Genomic DNA, 24,574 nt, shown 5'->3' with positions numbered 1-24,574 from the left:
CTTACTACCCTCCTGCATGCAACGAAAGCAAGGCAAGAAAAAGTATTCAGCGGCGCTTACACCGTGGCCGGCCGGCGCTGGGGCGCAATGGCTGCCTGCGGCCGCTCGCCAATTTGCTGGCGCCACATAGCATAGTAGAGGCCACGCTGGGCTAACAGCTCCTCATGGCGGCCGGCTTCCGCAACACGGCCGCGCTCCAGCACAAATATGCGGTCGGAGTGCAGAACAGTGCTCAGGCGGTGCGCAATCAGGATGGTAATGTGCTGGCGGGAGCCGGATAGGTCGCGTACGGTCTGGCTGATTTCCTCTTCGGTAAGTGAGTCGAGGGCGGAAGTGGCTTCGTCGAATACCAGCAGGGTGGGGCGGCGCAACAGAGCCCGGGCAATACTCAGACGCTGCTTTTCACCGCCCGAGACTTTCACGCCGCCCTCGCCTATCACCGTGTCGAGGCCGAGAGGGGCGCGGGCTAGCAAGCCGTCGGCGGCCGCTTGGTGCAGGGCGCGCAGGCACTCCTCGTCGGTGGCCTGCGGCGCTACAAACAACAGGTTTTCGCGGATGGTACCGGCAAACAGCTGGGTATCCTGCGTTACGAAGCCAATTTGCTCACGCAGCAAGTCTAGGTCGAGCTCAGGGCCCGGAATGCCATTGTACAAAATCTGGCCAGTGGCCGGTGGATAAAGGCCCACGAGCAGCTTTACCAGCGTGGTTTTGCCTGAGCCGGAAGGGCCCACAAATGCAATGGTTTCGCCGAGCTTGGCCTCAAACGAAATACCATCGAGGGCTGGGCTACTGGCGGTAAGGTGCTGGAAGTGTACGGCGTCGAAAGCCAGCGTCTCAATCTTGTCAATCACCTTGGGGTGCGTGGGCTTTACTTCCTTGGGCGTGTCCAGAATCAGCTGGAAGTTAGCCAGAGAGGCTTCCGTTTCGCGGTACACGTTGATGATGGTCCCCATTTCCTGCAGCGGCCCGAAAATGGCGAAGGAGTAAATGAAGAAGGAGAAAAACTCGCCGACGGTGATAATCTTCTGAACCACCAAAAACAGTAGCATCAGCAAAATCACGTTGCGCATCAGGTTCACAAACGTGCCCTGCACAAACGATAACGAGCGTAAGTAGCGCACTTTCTTCAGCTCTAGCTTCAGAATTTTTTCGGTAGTGGCATTCAGGCGCTTGGTTTCCTGCTGCGCGAGGCCTAGGCTTTTGATAAGCTCAATGTTGCGCAGGCTTTCGGTGGTAGACCCGGCCAGTGCCGTGGTTTCGGCCACAATAGTTTTCTGAATCACCTTGATGCGCCGGCTCAGAAACAAGCTTAGCGAACCCAGAATTGGGATGGTGAGAAAGTACACGGCCGCAATAGGCCAGTACACGCTGATGGCATACCACACCACGAAAATGATGCCCACCAGCGAGATGAATAGCACATTCACGAAGCTCTGAATCAGTCGCTCTACATCGGTGCGCACCTTCTGGAGCTTGCCCAGGGTTTCGCCGGAGCGCTGATCTTCAAACACCTGATAGGGCAATTCCAGAGAATGGCGCAGTCCATCCGAATACAGCTCGGCCCCAAGCCGTTGGGTGATGACATTGACGTAGTAATCCTGGAAGTTTTTGGCAATGCGCGACACCATGGCTACGCCCATGGCCTGCAGAATTAGGAGGCCCGCGCCACTCTGCAGAAAGGCCCAGAACCCATCGTGGTACGCGTTTTCACCCGCCTTCACGACATGGCGGTCGATTATCTGGCGGAAAATATAGGGGTCGAGGAGCGAGAAAATCTGGTTGATAGCGGCAAGCAGCAATGCCAGGGCCAGCAGCCCCCAGTAATTGCGCAGGTAGCTGTAAAGTAGTTTCATGAAGTCGGAGGGGAGAGGAAAGAGAAGCTCAGGTAGAAAGCGACAAGCTTGCCATTAGGTTTTAGTACAATGGTCTGGGCTCTATTGGAACCATATGACAGACAACTATGCGGTGGCTTCGCCGGCCGTGCTGGCTACCATGCGGGTGCTGCCGGGTACCATAGGTGCGGGCGGGGCCGTGGCGCGGTAGTGCTGGGCTAGCAAGTGCGACACAACGGGAGGCTCCGGGCCCTGGTGGAGCTGGTTAATTTGCGTTTTCAGTTCGGCCTCGTCTCGGCTTACACCTCGGAGGTGCTGTTGGGCATGCTCCTCCCAAGAGTCCGTCATGAAGTATTCCACCATGCGGGTTGGGTCGGCCATGTCGGCGTACAGGCCCCAGCCAATAGCTCCTTCCCGGCGCCGGATGCGCGCCAATTGCTCCATCAGATACGTGAAGGCCGGCTGGTCAGGGGCGGCTACGCGGTATGTAGTTGTAATGATAACGGGGCCTTCGTTGGGATTGGGAGCTTCGGCCAGCACCGGCTCCGGACGGGGGCGCGCCGGGGTGTGGTCGAGGCTTTCAGGGGAGGTGCGCAATGAGAAGCGGAATGCCAGCAGCATAGTCAGGCCGAGCCAGATAGCGGAGGCAGTAAGAGCCAGCGGGAGCCCGGCCTGCTCGGCCACAGTTCCCCATACCACACTACCTAGGGCCATTCCGCCCTGAATAGTAAGCAGGTACAAGCTTATAGTGCGAGCTTGTACCCAGCGCGGCACCACCGTTTGTACTCCCACGCTAAACGAATTGAGCACCAGCATCCAGGCCATGCCCACCAGCGTGAGCAGTGCGTACAGCAGCCAGTGGTTATCAGCGTATCCGAGGCCTAGCAAACTCACTGCAAAGGCACCCGTTGCCAGCGTCACGCGCCAGTCAATGGTTAGCTTGCGGTTGAGCTTTGGCAAGATAAAGGCCGCCAGCACCGCGCCTAGCCCCATACAGGAAAGAAGCAAGGAGTAAAACGAAGTCGGCTCTTGCAGGCGCCGGGCTACTACGGCCGGCATCAGGGCAAACAGCGCACTAGCCCCAAACGTGAAGCAAACCCCGCGCACCAGAATGTGCTGCACTGGGGGCGCAAACCGTGCGTAGCGGATGCCACCCCGGATGGCCGCCACCACGCGTTCCGTGGCTAACGTAGAGGTGGTCTGCGGCTCCCGTTTCCAGCTGTACACCATATAAATGGTAGCCAAAAACGACAGCCCGTTCAGCAGAAACGCCGCCCCCGCCGAGAAATACCCGATTACCAAACCACCCAGCGCCGGCCCAAAGGCCCGGGCCAGATTAAAGCTAACGCTATTAAGCGCAATAGCCTGAGGCAACTCTTGGCGCGGCACCAACTCCGGCGTCACGGTTTGCCACACGGGGTTGTTCAGGGCGCCACCTAGCCCCAGCAGAAAGGTAAGGGTAAGCAGCAGCCACGGATTATTAAGCCCGAGTAGCGTGACAGTGGCCAGCAGCAGCGCCACCGCGGCCATCCAGCACTGGGTCAGCAGCAGCATCTTGCGGCGGTCAACGAGGTCGGCGAGAGCACCGGCGGGCAGGCTCAGCAGAAACACGGGCAGCGCCGAAGCCGTCTGGAGCAGGGCCACCAGCACGGGTGAAGGCGTCAGCTCGGTCATCAGCCCCACGGCCCCCACGTTCTGCATCCACGTCCCGATGTTCGAAACAAAAGAGGCAATCCAGAGCATCCGAAAAAACGGAATGCGCAGGGGTGTGAATGGCGAGCTAGAGGCGGCGGCAGGAACAGGAGCAGTGATGGGAGCAGACATGCAGGGCGAAAACGGGAACAGCAAAAGCGCGCTAACCGGAGCGTTCAACCGAAGAGCATTCCCCGTTTCACTGCCCCGGCCCGACTGATAACCGTTCAGGTGCGGGTAGTGCTTACGGAAGAAGGCGCTTGGGTGTGCTCAGAATAACGCGCTTTTTCTCTGCGGGCTGCCTGCGCCGCTTTACAGCCTAATGCCAATTCCCGGACCCAGCATAAAGAAAAAACGTTGCTTGTTCAGCAGATAACCCCCGCCTAGGTATAGCGGGAACGTAAACTTCGCGTCGCTGCGGGTAGGGTACACCGAGCCCAGGATAACTAAGCCCAACTCGCGGGAAACAGCAGCATCTTGGCTTAAATTGAAGGCATTGAAGGCCACAAACCCGGCTCCTACCTTATAAGGCCGGAGCTTGTTGATCTTGTTGGGGTTATAAAAGCTGAACTGTGCCAGCGTGGCTAAGCTAATGCCGTTAAAGGAGTTGTAGCCTTTCACGTCACTGTTTATCTGCTTGGTAAGCAAGCCCGCCGGAAAACTAATATCGATGTCAAACTTGACGCGCCGCTGCAACACTAGCTCCAGCTTCTGCGAAAAGCCCGGCTCTTGGTACTGGCTCTGGGTGTGTTTGATGGTGATGATAATCGTGCTCCAGTCGTCGAGGTCGTAGGTTTTACGGTAGCTGAGCAGGCTATTCAGGCTGAGGTTGCCTACCTGGCACTGCTTGTCCTGGTAGAAGGCGGCCCGAACCGAGCTGCCATCGGGGCACACCACCACGTTATCAATCGTGCGAAGCTCAATCAGCTCTCCTTTCGCATTTTGAGTTCGAATGTCGAAGGTCAGGTACTGCTTGCCATAGAGCTGCTGCTCCGAGTCGATAGCGCCGGAATTAAAGCTGAATACCAAGTCCCGAATGGTGCGGTCGTACAGAATAGGGCCATTGAGGCGGGTAACGGGCCTAGGCGCTTCTCCAAACGTGACGCCCACAAAATCGAGGGGATGGGGCCGTTGAAACTCCCGTACTGATAAGCCAAAACCGGTTGGTTGGCCCGCATTGAAAATGGTAATGCGCTTTTTATCTATCGTTACCGGAATCTGGATGCGGTACACCACGGCGGCATCGGATCGGATGCTGGAATCGGAGGGAATCACCTGCACATCCTCGAAGTGAAACCGGGCTCGGGTCAAGGATTCGCCTTCCAGGCGCACGTCCACGGTTTCGCCTGGGTTCACGTTGGTGCTGTTGGTCCAGTCGCCGCCGCGGTGGCGCACGCTCACGTTGCTAATGGCCGTTTTGGGCGAAATATTAAAGTTGGTAACGTACTTGGCCTGGTCGTTTTCCTTGATGTACAGGTAGCTTTCGGTCTGGCGGTGGGTATTGTACACACGCAGCCAACACAACACCCGGTCGTTGGTGAGGTACTGGCGCGTGAACAGCTCAGCGATAAGTGCGCCGCCAGCTTCCTCTTGATCTTCAATACGGTAGGTGCGCTTCAGGTCGAAGGTGCGGCCGTTGTCCAGAATCAGCTCAACGCCTTTGCGGCGGGAAAGGTCATCGAGCGTGATTTCCTTTTTATCAACGCTCAGGAAACGAAGCCGCGAGGCCTTCACGGTGAACTCCTGGCGCACTGGCGGCAAGGCGTAGGTTACCCGGCGGTTATTATCGGTGAGGAACGGGCGTTCGGTTTGGGGCCGCAGCGTAAGCTGGCGCGTGCCGGTTGCGTTGGGCAGCACGTGCAGGCGTAGCACACCTTTTTCCTGCTCAATGCGGTAGTCAATGTCCTGGCCGCGTGTCCATTCGGGGCTTACCCGGATGTTTTTGGGGTTGTTGCTGATCAGGTCAAACACCTTCTCTTCGCCCACAAACAACTCCGTATCCGAAGGCCGGAACTCCAGGGTGGTGCGCGTAACGGGCAGCAGATTGATGGTTTGGGTGCGAAGGGGCCGGCCCACGGTGTCGGGGGCCTGCTGGAAGGTTAGGCGCAGGTAGCGGGTGCCGGTCAGGTCCTTGAAGCGCATTTTGGCGCGATAGTACTGGCCGCCATCCACCGCCGTCAGTGAATCAACCAGCACAAAATCGGCGGAGCGCTGTAGGCGCAGCGGAGCCGTCGGGCTAGGGGCAAAGGGGTAGACCAGCAGTTCGGCTATTTCGTCATCCTGCCGATACGTAAAAAATAGGTGGGGTTCTCCCTGAATGGCTATGGTGTGCCGGCTGAGGCTGTAGCGGCTGGTGTCGGTGCGGAGGCTTACGTCGCGGACAAGGGGCACTTGTTGGGCGCGGGCCGAAACGGCACAAAGGAGTAGCAGCAGGCTGCCGACCACGAGGCCCAGCAGTCCGCGAATCCTGAAAAGGTTCAACACGGCAAACGAAAGAAAAAGCAGCTCCCGACCCACCGGAAGCCCTACAAAGGTAGGATCCACTGCCCGGCCGTTGTATGCGCGCCGGTAGTATTTTTTAGGCCTGTACTACCCACGCCACCTAGGGTGAAAAAGAAAAAAGGTCTTCTGCCGAAGCAAAAGACCTTTTAGCGTAGTCCGTAGGGGAATCGAACCCCTGTTGGTAGAATGAAAATCTACTGTCCTAACCCCTAGACGAACGGACCAGTTACCCACGGAGCGTTTTCCGTTTTGGTGGTGCAAAGATACGGGGCCAAGGTTTCAGAGCAATAGCTGGCGCTTAAAATTTTTCAAAAATTGAGCTAAGTGCGCCAGAATCAGGCTGATTTTTTTCCGACGCCGTGTTTTCGGTCCCACCATACATAGGCCCCAAACAGCAGAATGCTCACGGCAGTCACCCACAGCAGGCCGGTTTTCAGCCGTTCGCTGTCCTCGCCCAGGTATGCGAGCAGGGCAATGAGGGGCACTACCCCTGCTACAGTCGCCAACATAAATTTCAGGTAGCCTAGGCGGGCCAGCCCCGCTACAAAACTGATGGCATCATCGGAAAGCGCCGGCGACAGCCGCGCTAACATAATGGCCCACATGCCGTAGCGGTCCACGATGTCAATCACTTTCTGCTCGGTTTTTTGGCCCAGCACCTTGGCCACGAACGATTCTCCTAGGCTTCGGCCCAGGCCATACCCCACCGTGGAGGCAATACAGATGCCGACCAGAGCCAGCAAAGAGCCCCACCATGGGCCGTAGGCCAGAATAGCCACCAGAATAAGCAGCACCACATTTACCACAAACAGAAACATTTGCACCACCATGGCAGCTATCAGCACTAGGGGCCCCCAGTAGCCAAACTGCCGCATCCAGGCCGCAATGCGCGGTTGCTCACCACTTTTAAGCACCGTCCAGGCTTCCCGGACTTCAGCTTGAAAAGCGGGCCACAGAAACCAGCAGGCCGCTAGCCCCGCTACCAACGCCAAGGTGATGTAAAGCGGAACGCGGCTGGTCTTTTTGCTAATGGCTGGCGTAGAGGCAATGGTGGTAGAGGGCATAACCTGCGGAGTAAGGCACCGAAAAAGGCTTGATTGGGGCCTGCGAAAGGCATTAGCTCAAGGCATACGCAGCTATTAGCCAAAAAGCTGCGGCAACCTCAGCGGCGCAAGCACGGTACACCCCTACCAAACCCCGTGGCGCCTAGCCCTGCTGACGCTGCAAACCCTTTCCTCATGACAAAACATACCTACGACCTCGGCCTGATTGGCAACTGTGCCTTTTTAGGACTGATTGGCACCGATACCGCCGTGCGTTGGCTGTGCTGGCCTCGCTTCGACAGCAGCTTTGTATTTGGTTCTTTGCTTGATGACGATAAAGGCGGCGAGTACAGCATCCGGCCCGCCGACCCAACGCTAGAAGTTACCTCCCACCAATACTACCGCGCCAACACCAACGTGCTGTGCACGGAAATAACCACCTCGGAAGGCAGTTACCGCGTAACCGACTTTGCCCCGCGCTTTCAGCAATATGAGCGCTACTACAAGCCCCTGATGTTCATCCGGAAGGTAGAGCCGCTGGAAGGTGTGCCCCGCGTGCGGGTGGCCTGCCGCCCGGTAGGCGAGTACGGCGCCCTGAAGCTGAAACGTCGTCGGAGCTCTAACCACATTGCCTTTCTGGGCCTTGAGGAGGAAATCAGGCTTACTACTAACATCCCGCTGACCTATGTGCTGGATGAGGAGGATTTTGTGCTGAACGAAACCAAGTACCTGGTCCTGACCTACGGCGCGCCATTGGAGGCCCCTCTGGAAAGCACCGCCGAGCGGTTTCTGCGCAGCACCATTGACTACTGGCGCATTTGGGTAAAGAGCACCAGCATCAGCAACTTCAGCCAGGACCAGGTGATTCGCTCGGCACTGGCCCTGAAAATCCACCAGTACGAGGATACCGGAGCCATTATTGCGGCCAGCACTACCTCTCTACCCGAGGCACCCGGCAGCACCCGCAACTGGGACTACCGCTACTGCTGGATGCGCGACACGTATTACATCCTGACGGCATTCAACAACATTGGCCATTTTGAGGAGCTAGAGCGGTATTTCCACTACATCGCCAACATCTCTACCAAAGTAAAGGGCAAGTATCAGCCCTTATATGGCATCAGTGGCCAGTCGGAGCTAGTGGAGCAGGAGTTGCCGCTGGCTGGCTACCTAGGAAACCAGCCCGTGCGCATCGGCAATGATGCGTATACCCACGTGCAGAACGACGTGTATGGCCAGGTGCTGGTGGCGCTGCTGCCCCTGTATGTGGATTGCCGGTTTCTCGACCCCGAGCGGCCCAACCCGGAAAAGCTGGTGTACGAAACCCTAAGCCTGATTGAGGCTACCATGGACCAGCCCGATGCCGGCTTGTGGGAGTTCCGTAACCTAGCGCAGTACCACTGCTACACCTACCTGTTCCATTGGGCAGGCAGCCTGGCAGCTGGCAAAGTGGCCCGCTCCCTGGGCAACACAGACATGGAAGCCCGCGCCAACCGGCTGATGCAAGCCGCCGCCGACCACATTGAGCAGTGCTACAACCCCGAACTGGAGGCGTATACCAACGCCATCGGCTCGCCGCACCTCGATGCCAGTGCCATGCAACTTATCCTGATGGGCTACCTGGACCCAGCCTCCGAACGGGCCCGCAAGCACCTGGCCGCGCTGGAGCGGGAGCTGAAAACCCCTGAAGGACTGTTCTACCGCTACCGCCACGCCGATGACTTTGGTACTCCTGAAACCACGTTCCTGATTTGTTCTTTCTGGTACGTTGAGGCCTTGGCCAGCGTGGGCAGGGTAGAGGAGGCCATTACGGAGTTCGAGAAGCTCACCAGCTACACCAACCACCTAGGGCTGCTCTCCGAAGATGTGGATGCCAAAACCGGCTCGCAGTGGGGCAATTTCCCGCAGGCCTACAGCCATGTAGGCTTAGTAAATGCTGCCTATCGTATTGCGCAGAAGCTCAGCAAGCCAAACTTTATCTAGGCAGTATCTGAAAACTCCAAACCTCTCTGCTGAGCGAGCTGCTCCGACTTTGCTCAGCAAAAAGGTCAGTAAGAGCATAATGGCTACGGCTCTTCAGCACAGACTGTGAATATTAGGCCCAAAAAAGAGCGACCCTGCACAGGGTCGCTCTTTTTTAGTTTGTAGGCCTGGCTTTTACTAGGTCATTTCCTACAGCAAAGCCCGGAGTAGCTTGCGTACATCGTTGGTGGAGGCCACGTGGTATTGAGCCAGGGAGCGGCCGCCGGTGCCCACCTTTATGGTGTAGCCTTCTGCCTGCATGGCCCGGAACGTGTCTTCATCGGTTCGGTCGTCGCCGATGGCTAGGGCAAAATCGGGCTGGTAAGTGGCCAGCCAGCGGGAGGCAGCAGAGCCTTTGTTAATGCCCGCCGTCTTGATTTCCAACACCTTATTGCCTTCCATGACATGCAAATCGGTGTTAGAAGTCATGAAGGTGAGGTGGTTAAGCAACTCCCGGGTCCGGACCTCGCCTAGTTCCGCATCGGCGCGGCGGTAGTGCCATACCAGCGAGTACTCCTTGTCTTCGATAAAGGAGCCAGCGGTGCGCGCCACATACAGCTCCAGAATCGGGCGGATATCCGCCTTCCACTCGTTGTTTAACTGCTGAAACATCTGCCACTCCTCGCCCTTTGCGCGCAACCACACTCCATGTTCGGCAATAAAGTCGATGGGTAGGTGCCCGAGCCATTTCTGGAGGGTAGTCCGGTCGCGGCCACTGATAATGACGATGCGGTTCAGCGGATCGGCGCTCAAAGCCTGCAGCAGAAACAGAAGCTCCTGGTCGGGTTGGGCGCGTTGCGGCAAGGAGTTGAAGGGCGTCAGCGTACCGTCGTAGTCGAGCAGCAGCAAGCGGTGTTTGGCGGCTCGGAACTTGGTCTGGATTTGCGTTAGCACTGCTGGCGACATAATTTCAGTGGCCAGCGTTTGCTGCTTTATTTTGCTGTACTCCAGGCGGTTCATGAACAGCTTGGTCCAGGCAAACACATTGTACTGTTTTACGAGGGCCTGCATAGCACTCATCCGCAGTATCTGGTCTTCCTCAGGCATCACCAGCGCATCGTGCATTGCCTCCGCGAGTTGATTGGTGTCGGTGGGGTTAATAATAATGGCATCCGAGAGCTCTCGGGCTGCGCCAGCCCGCTCACTTAGAATCAGGACACCACGCTGGTCGACTTTGCTTGCCACAAACTCTTTGGCTACCAAATTCATGCCGTCGCGCATGGGAGTTACCAGCGCCACTTCGGCCAAGCGGTACAGCGAGGCTAGCTCCTCCAGCGGGAAAGAGCGGTAGAAGTAGTGAATAGGCGTCCAGCTGATGGTCCGGTACTGCGCATTAATGCGGCCCACCAGCTCGTCGATTTCTTCTTTCAGGCTGGCGTATTGCGCCACCTGGTCGCGGGAGGGTACTACCACCATAATCAGGCTTACTTGCTCGCGCCACTCAGGGTAGCGCTGCAGCAGCACCTCAAAGGCGCGCAGCCGCTGGGCAATGCCTTTGGAGTAGTCGAGCCGATCAATGGAAAGGATAACCCGCGTGTCGCGTAATGCTTCGCGGTATTCGGCCTCGTGCTTCTGAGCTTCTTCTGAGGCGGCTGCTTGCACGTAGCGCTCGTAGTCAATGCCCATCGGGAAGGCATCTACCAGCACGGTGCGGGTAGGCGTATCAATCTGTCCGTTCTGGGAGGAGAAGCCCAGCAGCTGCGACACGGCGCTGAGGAAGTGCCGCATGTAGCCAAACGTGTGAAAACCAATTAGGTCAGCGCCCAGCATGCCGCGTAGCAACTCAGCACGCCAAGGCAGTGCCCGAATCAGCTCGTAGGAAGGAAAGGGGATGTGCAGGAAAAAACCGATGGTTGCGTCTGGCCGCTCACGGCGCAGCATTTCAGGTAGCAGCAGCAGCTGGTAGTCATGGACCCAAATGGTGTCTTCGGGGCCCGCCAGCGCCAGCACAGCTCGGCAGAACTTCTCATTTACTGCTACATACGCATCCCAATGCGCCTGCTCGTAGGTGGCATACTGCGGGAAATAATGAAAGGTAGGCCACAGCGTGGAGTTGCTGAACCCTTCATAAAAATCCCGAATTTCCGACTCGGTCAGAAACACCGGCGACATGCTATCAGTGCTGAGTTGCTCCGTTACATAGGCTTCCTCGGCCTCATCCTCCACGAACAGCCCCGGCCAGCCCACCCACATATTGCCATCCTGCCTATAGATAGAGCCTAATCCGGTAGCCAGCCCGCCTTCGCTGGGCTGAAACGTGAGGCTTTCTTCGGTGCGCTGGACTTTAGTTGGGAGACGATTCGAGACGATAATGGTTCGGGACATGAGCCTGCAAACAGTTGGTTAACTACCAAGCTTACGGGAGAAAATGGTGATCAGCCATTATTTTTTTCTCTCCTTTTTTCTACCGTGCGCGCAACCCAAACCCAAGCTCAACACTCCGGCAGCCGCATGAGAAGGCAAAGAATGGCTGTGTTTTTGAGCCGATGCAGCAGGGGCTAGGCCCACTCAACTGGCGAACCGCGAGGCCGGATGAACTGATACCGTGGAAGGGAAACCGTGCTTGCACAACAGCTTTCAGACTAGCACTGTGTGTAGCGCCGAATCCTAGCCAATAAAGAGGAGTGATAGACGCACTTGGGCAACAAAAAAGCCTCTGCGCTAGCGCAGAGGCTTTTTACAATGTTGTAGTCCGTAGGGGAATCGAACCCCTGTTGGTAGAATGAAAATCTACTGTCCTAACCCCTAGACGAACGGACCAGTTACCCACGGAGCGTTTTCCGTTTTGGTGATGCAAAGATAGGGAGCCAAACATTCGGCGCAATAGCTCGATTTGAAAAAAAGTGCTGCTTTAGCTGAATAGGCTGATTTTCAAGTGAAAATTTTAAGATCAGGGGGCTTTGCAGCCTGAGCAGGGGTAGTAAAAGCAGCCCGGGAAAGACGGATGTTCGGTTTGATTTGGCGAAATACCTGTAGCCTCCTACCTTCGCTGCGCGTTTTCACCCGGCCCCTCCGGACCGATAAACCTCCCATTTCCCCATACTACTATGGCTAAAATCAAAGTTGCCATTAACGGCTTCGGCCGCATTGGCCGTCTCACGTTCAAAGCGCTGTTGCAGCGCGAGAACGTAGAGGTCGTGGCTATCAACGACCTGACTGACAATAAAACGCTGGCGCACCTGCTGAAATTCGACTCCGTTCACGGTCGTTTTGACGGCACCGTAGCCTACGATGAGGAAAGCCTGACCGTAAATGGTAAGCGTATTGCTGCGCTGGCTGAGCGCGACCCCAAGCTGCTGCCCTGGGGCCAGATGGGCGTTGACGTGGTGCTGGAATCAACCGGCCGCTTCGTAGATGAGGCTGGCGCAGGCCAACACCTGACCGCTGGTGCTAAAAAGGTGGTTATCTCGGCTCCGGCTACGGGTAACATCCCTACGGTAGTACTGGGCGTGAACGAAGACATCCTGACCGGCGAGGAAACCATCCTCTCCAACGCTTCGTGCACCACCAACTGCCTGGCTCCAATGGCCAAGGTTCTCGACGACGCTTTCGGCATCGAGAAAGGCTACATCACCACGGTGCACGCCTACACCTCTGACCAGAACCTGCAGGACGCGCCGCACAAAGATTTGCGCCGCGCCCGTGCTGCTGCCTACAGCATCATCCCAACCAGCACAGGTGCTGCCAAGGCCGTGGGCCTGGTGCTGCCCCAGCTGAAGGGCAAGCTGGACGGTATCGCCATGCGCGTGCCTATTCCGGATGGCTCGACCACGGACTTGACCGTGATTCTGAAGCGTGAGGTAACCAAGGAGGAAATCAATGCAGCCGTAAAAGCTGCTGCTGAAGGCCCGCTGAAAGGCATCCTGGAATACAGCACCGATCCGCTGGTGAGCATCGACATCGTGGGCAACCCGCACTCGTGCATCTTCGACTCGGAGCTGACCTCAGCCAACGGTTCGTTGGTGAAAGTGGTAGGCTGGTACGACAACGAAACCGGCTACAGCACTCGCACTGCTGACCTCATCCAGAAACTGGGCGAGAAAATGAACGGCTAAGCTTTTAAGCTTATCGCATACGAAGCCGCCTGCTCGGGAAACCGGGCAGGCGGTTTTACTTTATCGGAGGGCTAGTAATGAGGGGCTATGTGGGCACAAGGAAGCCCAGACGCTCCGAACCCAACTTGGACTTCTATCTTTAGCGGGCTCTATCATTCACTTACTAGGTTACTGTTTGTGCGCATCTGCTTTATCCTGAATCCGACCTCGGGTACCAACCGCACCCAGGATGTGCCGGCGCTCCTCACGCGCTATGCCACCGCCGCCGGTGCCGACTTCGAGATTCAAGCCACCGAATACGCCGGGCATGCGGAGTTACTAGCCCGCCACGCGGCGCAAACCGGCTTCCGGGTGGTGGTGGCCGTGGGCGGCGACGGCACGGTAAATGAAGTGGCCCGCGGCCTGCTGGGTACCTCGGCGGCGCTCGGTATTGTGCCTCGCGGTTCCGGTAATGGCTTGGCCCGGCATCTGCACATCCCGCTTGATTTGCCGGGGGCCGTGCAACGAGTCAGCCGCCCTTCGTTCCAGCGCATTGATGCTGGCCGCATTAACGGGCATTGGTTTTTCTGCACGGCCGGGCTGGGCTTTGACGCGCATGTCAGCAAGATGTTTGCCCGGGCCGGCACGCGGGGGTTGAGCACGTACGTGAAGGTAGCGTTGCGCGAGTACCGGCGCTACCGCCCGGTGCCGGTGCAAGTGCAGCTCAACGACTTGGTGCTGGAAACCAGCTGCTACGTGCTGGCCTTCGCTAATGCCGCCCAATACGGCAACAACGCCTACATCGCGCCCCGCGCCGATATTCAGGATGGGTTGCTGGATGTGTGCCTGATTGATGCCTTGCCGCTGACCCGCGCCGTGCGGGTGGGTGTGGCCCTAGCCCTCGGAACGCTGGCAACCTCCGGCAGTGCCGTGTTTCACACCAGCCGCCATATCCGCGTCCAGACAGCACATTCCTTGGGTTTTCACGTGGATGGCGACTATGTAGGAGAGGCCGCCGAGTTTGAAGTAGAACTGGAAGAGCTGGCCCTGGAGGTAGCCGTGTGATCAAGGGTAAAACAGTGGAAGGAGAAGCGGCGCACAGACGCGTGGGTCATCTTGCCTTACTGTAACTTCAACTATGGAAACACTGGAACAGTCAGGGGTTTGACCGCGCACCCGAAACGTTTTCACAATTTCACGCTTCACAACTTCACAAATTGCTTTATGAAAGCCGATAAAAAACGCCGGGAAGGAGTGGTATATTCCACTAACCCCGATTTTGAGTACCAGGAAAACGGCGAGGAGCAGGCCAGCACCTTGCCGCCCCAACAGCAGAACTTGCGGGTGCAACTGGATAAAAAGGCGCGGGGTGGCAAGCAGGTTACGCTGATAACAGGCTTCGTGGGTCAGGACGCCGACCTACAGGAGCTGGGCAAGCTGCTTAAAACCAAATGCGCAGTGGGCGGCAACACCAAAGAGGGCGAAATCATCATCCAGGGAGATTTCCGCGACAAGGTGATGGCCGTACTGCTGGAGAAAGGGTATAAGGCCAAGAAGGCCGGCGGCTAAGGTTGCGGGCCGCCGCGCTTGCCTCCACGTTGCCTTTCCTCGTTATCTATGGCTGCTGAACCTGCTACTGTCCATTTGCTTGCTGAAAACTGGGTTATTGAAGCTGTGCAATGGCTCAAGCTCGGGATTGAAACGATTGGGGCTGTCATCATTGCCCTCGGCATTGTGCTAGCCGGCATCTTGTTTCTGAAAGCGTTGGCCAAGCGCCAAACCGCCGATTTCACCGCCATTCGCCTGACCTTGGCGCGCTACCTGGCCCTGGCCCTGGAATTTCAGCTTGGCGCCGATATCCTGTCCACGGCCATTTCGCCCAGTTGGGAGCAAATTGGGAAGTTGGGTGCTATTGCCGTCATCCGGACGGCCCTTAACTTCTTTCTCTCCAAGGAAATGAAAGACGAACACCACCAAGTTGCCGAAGCGCACCTCGACCGGCGGGCCAACCAATAAGCCACTAGGGCCTTTGCTGCGCCAAATGGGCTAGGGCGCGGGCTACGTCTTCGGGCGTATCAATACCAATGGTTTCCAATTCGGTTTCGGCGGTAAGAATGCGGTAGCCGTTTTCCAGCCAGCGCAGTTGCTCCAAGCTTTCGGCCAGCTCCAGGGCCGAGGGGGGCAGCTGGGTGATGTCGGCCAGCACATCGGGCCGATACGCGTAAAGGCCAATGTGCCGGAAGTAGCGGTGGTGCTGCAGCCATTGGTCTTCGGCTTGTTGGCGCTGGAAGGGTAGTGGATGGCGGCTGAAGTACAAGGCATAGCCGGCGGCGTCGCGCACTACTTTGGGCAGGTGCGGGCTGAAAAGCTCTTCCTCCGTGAGCACCGGCTTGACCAAGGTAGCCAGCTGAGGCGGCTCGGCCCGTGCAAAGAGCTGCACCAAGGCGTCAATCTGGGCCGCGTGAACGAAAGGCTCATCGCCCTGAATATTAATGATACAATCAGCGGCAGTGTCGAGCTGTTGGTAGGCATCCCATACCCGGTCGGTACCACTAGGGTGGTTGGGGGAGGTAAGCACGGCCTCGCCGCCAAACCCACGTACGTGGTCAAGAATGCGCGCATCATCGGTGGCTACTACCACCCGACTTAGGCCCGACTGGCTGGCCTGCGCTACCACCCGCTGAATCATGGATTGGCCGCCTAAGTCAACCAGCGGTTTGCCGGGCAGGCGGGTAGAGGCGTAGCGGGCAGGAATGATACCGATGGCGTGCATAAGCAAGTGCGAAAAAAGGTGAGCAGCACAAAAGTCGAAAAAACCAGCCTAGCACCAGCATCTCCTGAAATCGAGCAATAAAAAACTGCTGCTGTGATATTGAGGCGGTTGCTTTCGCCTGAATCCGTAACTTTCGGCAAACTTTATGTGAGTTGCTGTTTTCGCCCGCTTTAGGGCCAGCTCACCTTCTTTCTGCTTGCCGTTAGTATGTCCCGATTTTTGTTGCTGAGCACCGCGCTTACCATTACTGGTTTTACTGCCCTGGCCGGGCCCGGTCGGGTTGCTCCTCCCGATTCCATTGGGGTAGAGTATCGCAACAATAAAATGCTGATTAAGCACCGCGTAGTGCCTGGCGAAACCCTTTATGGGCTGGCGCGGCGCTACAAAGTGCCCGTGGAGCAGATCGTGGAAGCCAACTCCGACCAGAAAGGAGCATTAGTAACCGGCCAGATTGTGCTGGTGCCCCGCAACCGTGTGGTTTTGTCGCAGCCTGCTGCACCAAAGGCAGCTCCCGCCACTACCACTGCTTCCGTTCGGGCCTTGCCAACGGATGCCAACGGCAACCGCGTGTATAAGGTAGAGCCCGGCGTGACCCTGTTTGCCATTGCGCGCCGCTTCCAAACCACGCCGGCCGAACTAGCCCGCCTGAACGGCTTTGCCACAAACTACAATGTGCGTGTGGGCCAAAGCGTGATTGTGGCCGCTGGTGCAAGCACTCCTGCACCGGCTCGCCCGGCCGCGCCTGTTGCTGCCGCTCCGACTCGCACTACCCCCGCCGCGCGCCCAGAACGCGATGAGGATGCTGAGCGCAGCAACCGGGAGCGGGAAACCCGGGAACGGGAGGCGCGGGAGCGCGCCGCTCGTGAGCGGGCCCGCGACTCAGCCACTACCCCCGCCGTAACCCCCGAAGCACCAAGCACTGCACCAGCTCCAGAAAAGGAACGCGGCCCGGAGCGAGCTAGTGAAATTGTGCGCCGCGTATCAGAAAGCGGGCTGGCTACGGCTATCCAGACGGATGCATCGGATAAATACCTGGCCTTGCACAAAACGGCGCCGGTAGGTACCATTATGCAGGTGCGCAACATCATGAATGGCCAATCGGTGTACGTGCGGGTAATTGGACCCTTGCCTGATACCGGCGAAAACACCAACATTCTGGTGCGCCTGTCTAAGAAAGCGGTGCAGCGTCTTGCCACGCCCGACCAGCGCTTCCGGGTAGAGACCAGCTATGTGCCGTAACGGTTTATGCGTGCAGTAGGGGTAGTAGTTATCTTGCTAAGCTTGGCCCCGTGGTGTAAGGCGCAGCAAGGAGCCATGGCGTTGCTCGAGCGTGCGCATGCCCTTCAACAAACTGCCCAGTATGAGCAGGCGCTACCCTTCTTACGGCAAGCGGCTGCGTTAGGAATGCCCCAGGCCCAGTATGAGTTGGGCAAAGCATACCACGCCGGGCAAGGCGTAACCCGGAACGATACGCTAGCCATCAGTTGGTTGGAAAAAGCTGCCCAGCGCCAGTATGTGCCGGCGCAACGCACGCTCGGAGGTGAATTCTGGTATTCTGGCTTAGTTAGTAAGAAGCGCGCATTGGCGTGGCTTCAGGCTGGCGCGGCTGCCGGCGACTTCGAAAGCTTGGTACACTTGCATCACCGTTGTGACAGCACGTATGCCCAGAACCCAGCGCCTCTAGTAGGAGCGTATGCGCTGCAACTCAGAAAGCAGATTGCAGCGTGGGCAAAGCCTGTTCAGAAGCACGATAGTGCCACTGTTTTTCAAGCAGCGTTTCAGCTAGGGGTTTGGTACCATGAGGGATACCGCTTGGCCAAGGACCCGGTAGAAAGCTATGCGTGGTTTCTGCTAATGAATGAGATGCTTACCTTAGAAACGTTGCTGATCAGGAGCGAAGCTTTCCTCGAGCACGTTTCGCTGTTGCATCCGCAACTAACACCCGCCCAACGCACACTAGCCCTGCGCCGGGCCGAAACCCTAGGCCAGCGCAAGTTGCGCCGGCTGCCGCAATTCAATGAAGCCCTGACGCGGTTCAAGCCCGTAAATAGGGTAGCCGAGCCTGAACAAGGGGGAGGCTGGTAACCTTTTGAGAACCTTCGCTTAGTGAATCACGCCCAAGTCCGTCATCTACTCGACGATAAATACCTGCATTACGATCAGCCTGCGTTTATCACCGCCGACCCAATCAGCATTCCGCACCGCTTTTCGCAGCGTCAGGATATCGAAATCAGCGGATTATTTGCTGCGCTGCTAGCCTGGGGCCGGCGCCCAACCATTATCAGCAAGTGCTCGGAGCTTATGCGCCGCATGGACAATGCCCCGCATCAGTTTATCACGCAGCATCAGGACGAGGACCTGAAAAAGCTGTTGGGGTTTTGCCACCGTACCTTCTGCGACACCGACCTGCTGTACTTTGTGCACTGGCTGCGCTGGTTTTACGGTGGCCACGATACGCTGGAAGACGCATTTCTGAAAGGCAACACCCAAAAAGAGCGGCTTGAAAACTTTCATACTCTGTTTTTTAGTTTGGAAGAGGCTCCTCAGCGCACTCGTAAGCACGTGGCCACACCGGCCCGAGGCTCGGCCTGTAAACGCATCAATATGTACTTGCGCTGGATGGTGCGCCCCGATGCTCACGGCGTCGACTTTGGCCTCTGGACGCGCCTTTCGCCTGCCGACCTGATTTGCCCTTGTGATGTGCACGTGGAGCGCGTAGCCCGGCGGCTGGGCCTGCTGGAGCGTAAACAGATGGATTGGCTCGCCGCCGAGGACCTAACGGCGCATCTGCGCACCTACGACCCTCTGGACCCCGTGAAGTATGACTTTGCCTTATTTGGGCTGGGCGTGGAAGGAGAAATGTAAAAAAGAGCCACTTGGTTTTATATGGCTTTTCATGAATCTTTCCGGCCCTCAGGAATGTTTACGTTCACATTCCCATCCCACCATACAACACTACTTACTAAGTACCCGATTTGATTCTTCCTCAGAATTTTGAGCAAAAAATAGGATTCTCTCAGCTGCGCGAGATGCTGGATAGCCTGTGCCTGAGTGCGCTAGGCCGTCATTTCGTGGCGAAGATGAGTTTTCAGACCAAGCACGATCAGCTGCACAAGCTGCTGCTCCAGACCGATGAGTTTCGCCAACTGCTGGCCAGCGGCGCTGATTTTCCGAGCCAGCATTACCACGATGTGCACCAACATTTGGTGCGCGCCAACATACCCGGTTCCTACCTCGAGGTAGCAGCTTTTTATGCTGTGAAAATGAGTTTGCGCACCATTCGGGAGGCGCTTACCTTCTTCACCCACGCTGACGAGGAGCTGTATCCTACGCTGCGGCTGCTGGGTATTGGCGTGCAGGTAGACCGTAACCTGTTAGCTAACCTCGACAAGGTAGTTGACGACGAGGGGCAGGTGCGCGAAAACGCTTCGCCGTTGCTAGGCCAGCTGCGGCAGGAACTCATTAGCCGGCAGGTGCAGCTGCGCAAGCAAATCAGTGGCATTCTGCGTCATGCCCGCCAGGAAGGCTGGGTGCCCGAAGGGGCTGAGCCTACCATCCGGGGTGGGCGTTTGGTGCTGCCGGTTATTGCCGAGCACAAGCGCCGCGTAAAAGGCCTGATTCATGATGAGTCGGCAACGGGGCAGACGGTGTTTATCGAGCCGGAAGCCGTGTTCGAACTGAACAACGACATCAAGGACCTCGAGAATGCCTACCAGCGCGAGCTGATTCGCATCCTGACCCAACTGACGGCCCAACTGCGTCCGCACATTCCGGACTTGCGCAAGGCCTACCAGTACTTGGGGCTGCTGGACTTTATCCGGGCAAAGGCGCAGCTAGCCTACCGCCTGGAGGCCACGCTGCCGGTGCTGCACCCAAAGCCACTGCTACGCTGGCACCAGGTGCGCCATCCGCTGCTCTACCTCACGTTCCAGGCTCACGCCAAAGATGACCCTAGGAAAGTCGTGCCGCTGGATATTGAGCTGACGCCGGAGAAGCGGATTCTGCTGATTTCGGGGCCCAATGCCGGGGGTAAGTCTGTGAGCATGAAAACGGTGGGCTTGGTGCAGTATATGCTGCAGTGCGGCTTGCTGATTCCGGCTGGCGAAACGTCGGAGTCGGGCGTGTTCGATGATATTTTTCTGGACATTGGCGACGAGCAGAGCCTGGAAAACGACCTGAGCACGTACTCCTCGCACTTGCTGAGCATGAAGCAGTTCGTGACCCTAGCCAACAAGCGCAGCCTCGTGCTGATTGACGAGTTTGGAACCGGCACGGAGCCTAGCTTGGGCGGGGCCATTGCCGAAGCCGTGCTGGAGCAGTTGAACCGGGCCCGGGCGTTTGGCGTCATTACTACGCACTACACCAACCTCAAGAACTACGCGGAACGGACAGAGGGCATCGTGAACGGCGCCATGCGCTACGACCCCGATCAGCTTCAGCCACTCTACCGCCTCGAGACCGGCAAGCCGGGCTCCAGCTTTGCCATCGAAATTGCCCGCAAAATTGGTCTGCCAAAGCAGATTGTGGAGCGCGCTACGCAACTAGTAGGCAAAGATAAAATCCGCTACGACCGGCTCCTGGAAGGCCTGGAAAAAGAGAAAACCGAGCTGGAGCAGCGCACCGCCGAAGCTGCCAAGGCCGAGCGGCGCATGAAAAAAGCCGCCCAGGAATACCAGGACCTCAAGAAGTACCTCGACGAAACCACGCTCGATGTGCTGCGTGAGGCCAAGGCCAAGGCCAAGATGCTGCTCAAGGATACCAACCAGCAGATTGAGGCCACCATTCAGGAAATCAGGCTGGGCCAGGCCGAAAAGGAGCGTACCAAAGAAGCGCGCGGGAAGCTCGATACCTTTGTGCGGGAAAAGCTGCAGATTGAGCCGCCCAAGCCCAAAGCCAGCCGCGAGCTAGCCGACCCCAATACCCTGAAACCCGGCGACAAGGTGGCGCTGCTGGGGCAGGAGGGCCACGGCGAAATTATGGCGGTGAAAGGTAAAACGGCCGAGGTTTCCTTTGGAGGTATGAAAACCATCGTGAAGGTAAACCAGCTGGAAAAACTGACCCGCTCCGAGATTCGGGAGCGGGAAAAAGAAGCGGCCCGCAAGGCCCCGGCGCAGTACTCCGGCTTCAGTACCACCGATAAAATGTCGAGCTTTAGCCCCACGCTTGACCTGCGGGGCGAGCGGGCCGAGGATGCGCTAAACAAAATCCGGAGCTACGTCGACGACGCCATCATGCTCGGGGTGCCGGAAATCAAAATCCTGCACGGCCGTGGCAATGGCGTTTTGCGCCAGATTGCCCGCGACTACCTGCACCACGTGCGGGAAGTAGCCAGCGTAGCCGACGAACACGCCGACCGCGGCGGCGACGGAGCCACCGTTGCCGTGCTGAAATAGCCGCGTGCACTTTGCCACTACCTGAGGCCTAGTAATATACTAGCTTAGAAAAACACTGAAAGCCCGTTGTAGCAGTACAACGGGCTTTTACATACCATTCCAACGCATGCATCCTCGCAACCCCCACGCCGCCCGCTACGACTTCCCGCAGCTCATCAGCATCAGTCCTGAGCTAGCCCCCTTCGTGATACCAAACCCCAGCGGCGACACCAGCATCGATTTTGCCAACCCGGCCGCGGTAAAAGCCCTGAATCGGGCGCTCCTCAAGCAGTTTTATGGGGTAGCACACTGGGATGTGCCCGCCGGTTACCTGTGCCCGCCCATTCCGGGCCGCGCCGACTACATTCATTACGCCGCTGATTTGCTAGCCTCTGAAAACCAAGGAACCGCGCCGCGCGGCAAGTCGGTGCACGTGCTGGATGTGGGCGTGGGCGCTAACTGCGTGTATCCCATTATCGGCACGCATGACTACGGTTGGCGCTTCGTAGGCTCGGAGGTAGACCAGGTAGCACTGCGCGCCGCCAAAACCATGGTGGCAGTAAATACGGCTCTGTCAGGACGGGTTGATCTGCGCCTGCAAACCCATGCCGACTACATTTTCGACGGCATTGTGAAGCCCCGCGAGGAGTTTGACCTGGTTATCTGCAACCCGCCCTTTCATCTGTCAGCAGAGGATGCGGCCGCGGGTAGCCGCCGCAAGGGCCGCAACCTGGGCTACGCCAAAACTCCCGAACCAATACTCAACTTTGGCGGCCAAAACACAGAGCTGTGGTGCGAAGGCGGCGAGGAAGGCTTCCTGAAACGCATGATTGCACAAAGCAAAGCACTCGGCTCTCGGGTACTGTGGTTTAGCTCGCTCATCTCTAAAAAGGAGACCCTGCCGAGCGTTAACTACTTCCTCAAACAAGCTGGCGCTATTGAGGTGAAAACCATTGAAATGACACAGGGCCAGAAAACCAGCCGCATTGTGGCCTGGACCTACCAAGAGCCCGAGCAGCGGCAACAGTGGGCTGCACGCCGCTGGAAACCAGCCGCTTAACTATTACTGGGTACTATGCAGGAAAAGGAAAGCGAGGCATCGGGGCTAGCAAGCTGCTAGTAACCCGATGCCTCGCTTTTTAAATTTAGCGGCCCGTTTTTCTGTTACAGAATGTTCACTTCCGGGTGGAGCTCAATTCCAAACTTCTCGCGCACAGAGGCAATAATATCGAAGGCAAGCTCCCGAATATCTTGTCCCTGAGCGCCGCCGTGATTTACAAGCACTAGGGCCTGCTTGTCGTGCACGCCGTGGGCGCCGCGCCGCTGGCCTTTCCAGCCACACTGCTCAATAAGCCAACCAGCGGGCACTTTTACGCCGCCCGGCACAGGGTAGCCCGGTATTTCTGGGTGCTGGGCCTTTAGCTCGTCATACTTCGCCTGCGATACTTCTGGGTTCTTGAAAAAAGAGCCGGCGTTACCAATCTGAGTAGGGTCGGGGAGCTTGCTGCGGCGGATCTGCATTACGGCCTCACTGATCTGGCGGGGGGTCGCATCGCCTTCAATCCCCATATCCTCGAGGGTGGTTTTGATGGCGCCGTAGCTGATGTTGGGCTTGGCCTGCCGGCTCAGGCGCAGCACTACCCCCGTCACGATAAACTGGTTTTTAAGCGGGCCTTTAAATACACTTTCGCGGTAGCCAAAGCCGCACTCCGAGGCCGAAAAGGTGCGCAATTGCCCGGTACTGATTTCTAGGGCTTCCAGTCGTTCAAAGGTGTCTTTCAGCTCCGAGCCATATGCGCCAATATTCTGCAACGGCGCCGCACCTACGGTACCCGGAATCAACGAGAGGTTCTCGATACCGCTCAAATCTTGCTCCAGCGTGTACTGCACCAGCCCATGCCACGACTCGCCGGCGCCGGCCCGCACCAAGGCCGTTTCCTCATCTTGGCTGATGATATCGAGCCCGCGAATCTCATTTTTCAGCACTATGCCGTCGAAATCCTGAGTAAAAAGAAGGTTAGAGCCGCCGCCTAGGATCAGCTTTTGCGTAGCCTGCAGTTCGGGTAGGGCCAGCAAGGCCCGCAGCTCATCCACGGAGGTGAAACGAGCAAAAAGCCGGGCTTTCACATCGAGGCCAAACGTATTGTACGGGCGCAGAGAAACGTTGTGTTCAAGAGCGGGAGCCGAAGCCATAGCACAGGAGGAGAGTTGATGTGCTGGCAAAGGTACGCTACACCGAGCAGGTTGCGCTAGCCGAGTACCCTAGCAGCGGATTAGGTTATGGGGTGCGCCACCGCGCGCCGCTGCGGCGCATCCATTACCAGGGTAACCAGCAGTGCATGAGGCAGCGTCACGATGGACGCTACCACCAGGCCCAGGCTAAACCAGGCCGGCGCATCGGGGAGGCGGTCGGCAAGCAGGCGGCCCAGTACCAGCAGTGCTACGCAGCTCACCAGCAGCAATGGGGCGGCCCGGCGCAGAAAATACCCGAGCTGTGGCAGTAGCGCCCGGGCACCCTGCGGCTGGCTGAGTCCGTAGCCCAGCCAGCCAGTCAGGCGTAGCACGTGCTGTAGGCTGTGCCAGAATACAAAATACACCACCACCGACCAGCGCGGGGTTAGTAAGAGCAGTAGCCCTCCCAGTACTAGTAGCTCCAGCAGCTCACGGCCCAACAACTCCCAGCGCCGGCCCTGGGCGTACCAGAGCCAGAGCACAACGTGCCCAACTGCTACCAGCGCGCCCAGCACATTGGCCACTACCCGGAAGGTGGTGAGCGGAATGGGCGCTGATCCGGTGAAACGCAGTAAATCATTGACGATGCTGGCCGTTTCGGTGGGCCACCACGCGGCGGGTACCGCAAACAGTAACATACCGCGCAGCAGGCTGTGGCTCAGCCAGCTCGCTACCGGTATTTGAGTAGGCGGTGGCGCATCAGCCGAACCCCAGTGCCACATCGTCAGCAGGAAAAACAGGACTACGGTAGCAGCTGGCCATAGCCACCAGCACAGGCCTACTCCGGCCGCCAGCCCCAGGTAACCCGCCAGAAACCGGACCCAGTAGCGCCAGTTGCTCAGTACGCTACCAGTAGGAGCGGTGGCCGGAACTACCAGCTGGTCGCAGGCACCGTGCGCTACGCCCAGCGCCACCATGCCCACCGCCAGCGGCAGGCCCAGCACCAGCCCGGTATGGGCCGGAAACAGGCGCCCGAGCCCAATGAGCAGGCCTACAGCCACGTAGGAGTAATAGCGCGGAGGCCAAGTAGCCGCCGCTATACCGGGAGAATGTTGCATACGAAACGGATGGA

At 57.8% G+C, this 24,574-nt stretch carries 18 protein-coding genes and 2 tRNA genes; 10 read left to right on the top strand and 10 right to left on the bottom strand.

The features are described 5' to 3' along the window. Positions 1-56: 56 nt before the first annotated feature. The 5 genes from ACYVGU_RS08320 to ACYVGU_RS08300 form a co-directional block, all read right to left on the bottom strand. Positions 57-1,853 carry an ABC transporter ATP-binding protein gene (locus tag ACYVGU_RS08320; RefSeq protein ID WP_460621656.1) on the bottom strand — a complete coding sequence of 599 codons (1,797 nt, stop codon included), beginning with the start codon at positions 1,851-1,853 and terminating at the stop codon, positions 57-59. 105 nt (positions 1,854-1,958) lie between these two features. Further along, complete coding sequence (locus tag ACYVGU_RS08315) at positions 1,959-3,656, bottom strand: MFS transporter (protein WP_460621655.1); 1,698 nt, start codon at positions 3,654-3,656, stop codon at positions 1,959-1,961. A gap of 180 nt (positions 3,657-3,836) precedes the next feature. Continuing rightward, positions 3,837-6,068, bottom strand: a complete 2,232-nt coding sequence (locus tag ACYVGU_RS08310) for a hypothetical protein (RefSeq protein ID WP_460621654.1) — start codon at positions 6,066-6,068, stop codon at positions 3,837-3,839. A gap of 110 nt (positions 6,069-6,178) precedes the next feature. Further along, positions 6,179-6,250 (bottom strand) — tRNA-Glu (locus ACYVGU_RS08305). Positions 6,251-6,361: 111 nt separating this feature from the next. Continuing rightward, positions 6,362-7,090 (bottom strand): TVP38/TMEM64 family protein, encoded by a 729-nt coding sequence (locus tag ACYVGU_RS08300; RefSeq protein WP_460621653.1) that lies wholly within the window; start codon positions 7,088-7,090, stop codon positions 6,362-6,364. A 174-nt stretch (positions 7,091-7,264) separates the two neighbouring features. Here ACYVGU_RS08300 and ACYVGU_RS08295 point away from each other — a divergent pair, with 174 nt between their 5' ends. Then, entirely contained in the window at positions 7,265-9,052 is a 1,788-nt protein-coding gene (locus ACYVGU_RS08295) for a glycoside hydrolase family 15 protein (RefSeq protein WP_460614349.1), read from the top strand. A 189-nt stretch (positions 9,053-9,241) separates the two neighbouring features. Here ACYVGU_RS08295 and ACYVGU_RS08290 read toward each other — a convergent pair whose 3' ends face one another. Next, positions 9,242-11,416, bottom strand: coding sequence for a bifunctional alpha,alpha-trehalose-phosphate synthase (UDP-forming)/trehalose-phosphatase (locus ACYVGU_RS08290; RefSeq protein ID WP_460621652.1), 2,175 nt, complete (start codon positions 11,414-11,416; stop codon positions 9,242-9,244). Positions 11,417-11,779: 363 nt separating this feature from the next. Next, a tRNA-Glu gene (locus tag ACYVGU_RS08285) sits at positions 11,780-11,851 on the bottom strand. Positions 11,852-12,138: 287 nt separating this feature from the next. Here ACYVGU_RS08285 and gap point away from each other — a divergent pair. From gap to ACYVGU_RS08265, 4 genes are all read left to right on the top strand, one after another. Further along, complete coding sequence (gene gap / locus ACYVGU_RS08280) at positions 12,139-13,146, top strand: type I glyceraldehyde-3-phosphate dehydrogenase (protein WP_460614347.1); 1,008 nt, start codon at positions 12,139-12,141, stop codon at positions 13,144-13,146. A gap of 177 nt (positions 13,147-13,323) precedes the next feature. Continuing rightward, positions 13,324-14,190 (top strand): diacylglycerol/lipid kinase family protein, encoded by an 867-nt coding sequence (locus ACYVGU_RS08275; protein ID WP_460621651.1) that lies wholly within the window; start codon positions 13,324-13,326, stop codon positions 14,188-14,190. 159 nt (positions 14,191-14,349) lie between these two features. After that, positions 14,350-14,694, top strand: a complete 345-nt coding sequence (locus ACYVGU_RS08270; protein WP_460614345.1) for a translation initiation factor — start codon at positions 14,350-14,352, stop codon at positions 14,692-14,694. A 48-nt stretch (positions 14,695-14,742) separates the two neighbouring features. Further along, entirely contained in the window at positions 14,743-15,141 is a 399-nt protein-coding gene (locus ACYVGU_RS08265) for a DUF1622 domain-containing protein (RefSeq protein ID WP_460621650.1), read from the top strand. A gap of 4 nt (positions 15,142-15,145) precedes the next feature. On the opposite strand, the gene kdsB is transcribed toward ACYVGU_RS08265, so the two are convergent. Further along, the gene (kdsB, locus tag ACYVGU_RS08260; protein WP_460621649.1) at positions 15,146-15,898 is read right to left on the bottom strand and encodes a 3-deoxy-manno-octulosonate cytidylyltransferase; all 753 of its coding nucleotides are present in this window, start codon (positions 15,896-15,898) and stop codon (positions 15,146-15,148) included. A gap of 207 nt (positions 15,899-16,105) precedes the next feature. Between kdsB and ACYVGU_RS08255 the strand changes: the two genes are divergently transcribed. The 5 genes from ACYVGU_RS08255 (at position 16,106) to rlmF (ending at position 22,330) form a co-directional block, all read left to right on the top strand. After that, positions 16,106-17,137: a LysM peptidoglycan-binding domain-containing protein gene (locus ACYVGU_RS08255; protein ID WP_460621648.1), complete on the top strand. Its 1,032-nt coding sequence runs from the start codon at positions 16,106-16,108 to the stop codon at positions 17,135-17,137. A 42-nt stretch (positions 17,138-17,179) separates the two neighbouring features. Continuing rightward, positions 17,180-17,983, top strand: a complete 804-nt coding sequence (locus ACYVGU_RS08250) for a tetratricopeptide repeat protein (RefSeq protein ID WP_460621647.1) — start codon at positions 17,180-17,182, stop codon at positions 17,981-17,983. A 21-nt stretch (positions 17,984-18,004) separates the two neighbouring features. Beyond that, the gene (locus ACYVGU_RS08245; RefSeq protein WP_460621646.1) at positions 18,005-18,763 is read left to right on the top strand and encodes a DUF2400 domain-containing protein; all 759 of its coding nucleotides are present in this window, start codon (positions 18,005-18,007) and stop codon (positions 18,761-18,763) included. Between the two features lie 110 nt (positions 18,764-18,873). Beyond that, positions 18,874-21,291 (top strand): endonuclease MutS2, encoded by a 2,418-nt coding sequence (locus ACYVGU_RS08240; RefSeq protein ID WP_460621645.1) that lies wholly within the window; start codon positions 18,874-18,876, stop codon positions 21,289-21,291. Positions 21,292-21,397: 106 nt separating this feature from the next. Beyond that, a complete protein-coding gene (gene rlmF / locus ACYVGU_RS08235) occupies positions 21,398-22,330 on the top strand; it encodes a 23S rRNA (adenine(1618)-N(6))-methyltransferase (protein WP_460621644.1) in 933 nt (310 codons plus the stop codon). Positions 22,331-22,434: 104 nt separating this feature from the next. On the opposite strand, the gene murB is transcribed toward rlmF, so the two are convergent. Then, on the bottom strand, positions 22,435-23,463 hold the full coding sequence (gene murB / locus ACYVGU_RS08230) for a UDP-N-acetylmuramate dehydrogenase (protein ID WP_460621643.1): 1,029 nt from the start codon (positions 23,461-23,463) through the stop codon (positions 22,435-22,437). Positions 23,464-23,543: 80 nt separating this feature from the next. Continuing rightward, a complete protein-coding gene (locus tag ACYVGU_RS08225) occupies positions 23,544-24,560 on the bottom strand; it encodes a Brp/Blh family beta-carotene 15,15'-dioxygenase (RefSeq protein ID WP_460621642.1) in 1,017 nt (338 codons plus the stop codon). Positions 24,561-24,574: the final 14 nt, after the last annotated feature.

This window comes from Hymenobacter tenuis (assembly GCF_054780495.1).
This window is presented reverse-complemented; position numbering and strand designations above follow the sequence as displayed.

Coding starts and splice junctions, on each gene's coding strand:
- ACYVGU_RS08290 (WP_460621652.1), bottom strand. CDS start 11,416: ATGTCCCGAACCATTATCGTCTCGAATCGTCTCCCAACTAAAGTCCAG.
- ACYVGU_RS08265 (WP_460621650.1), top strand. CDS start 14,743: ATGGCTGCTGAACCTGCTACTGTCCATTTGCTTGCTGAAAACTGGGTT.
- kdsB (WP_460621649.1), bottom strand. CDS start 15,898: ATGCACGCCATCGGTATCATTCCTGCCCGCTACGCCTCTACCCGCCTG.
- ACYVGU_RS08295 (WP_460614349.1), top strand. CDS start 7,265: ATGACAAAACATACCTACGACCTCGGCCTGATTGGCAACTGTGCCTTT.
- ACYVGU_RS08255 (WP_460621648.1), top strand. CDS start 16,106: ATGTCCCGATTTTTGTTGCTGAGCACCGCGCTTACCATTACTGGTTTT.
- rlmF (WP_460621644.1), top strand. CDS start 21,398: ATGCATCCTCGCAACCCCCACGCCGCCCGCTACGACTTCCCGCAGCTC.
- ACYVGU_RS08315 (WP_460621655.1), bottom strand. CDS start 3,656: ATGTCTGCTCCCATCACTGCTCCTGTTCCTGCCGCCGCCTCTAGCTCG.
- ACYVGU_RS08300 (WP_460621653.1), bottom strand. CDS start 7,090: ATGCCCTCTACCACCATTGCCTCTACGCCAGCCATTAGCAAAAAGACC.
- ACYVGU_RS08320 (WP_460621656.1), bottom strand. CDS start 1,853: ATGAAACTACTTTACAGCTACCTGCGCAATTACTGGGGGCTGCTGGCC.
- ACYVGU_RS08270 (WP_460614345.1), top strand. CDS start 14,350: ATGAAAGCCGATAAAAAACGCCGGGAAGGAGTGGTATATTCCACTAAC.
- ACYVGU_RS08225 (WP_460621642.1), bottom strand. CDS start 24,560: ATGCAACATTCTCCCGGTATAGCGGCGGCTACTTGGCCTCCGCGCTAT.
- murB (WP_460621643.1), bottom strand. CDS start 23,463: ATGGCTTCGGCTCCCGCTCTTGAACACAACGTTTCTCTGCGCCCGTAC.
- gap (WP_460614347.1), top strand. CDS start 12,139: ATGGCTAAAATCAAAGTTGCCATTAACGGCTTCGGCCGCATTGGCCGT.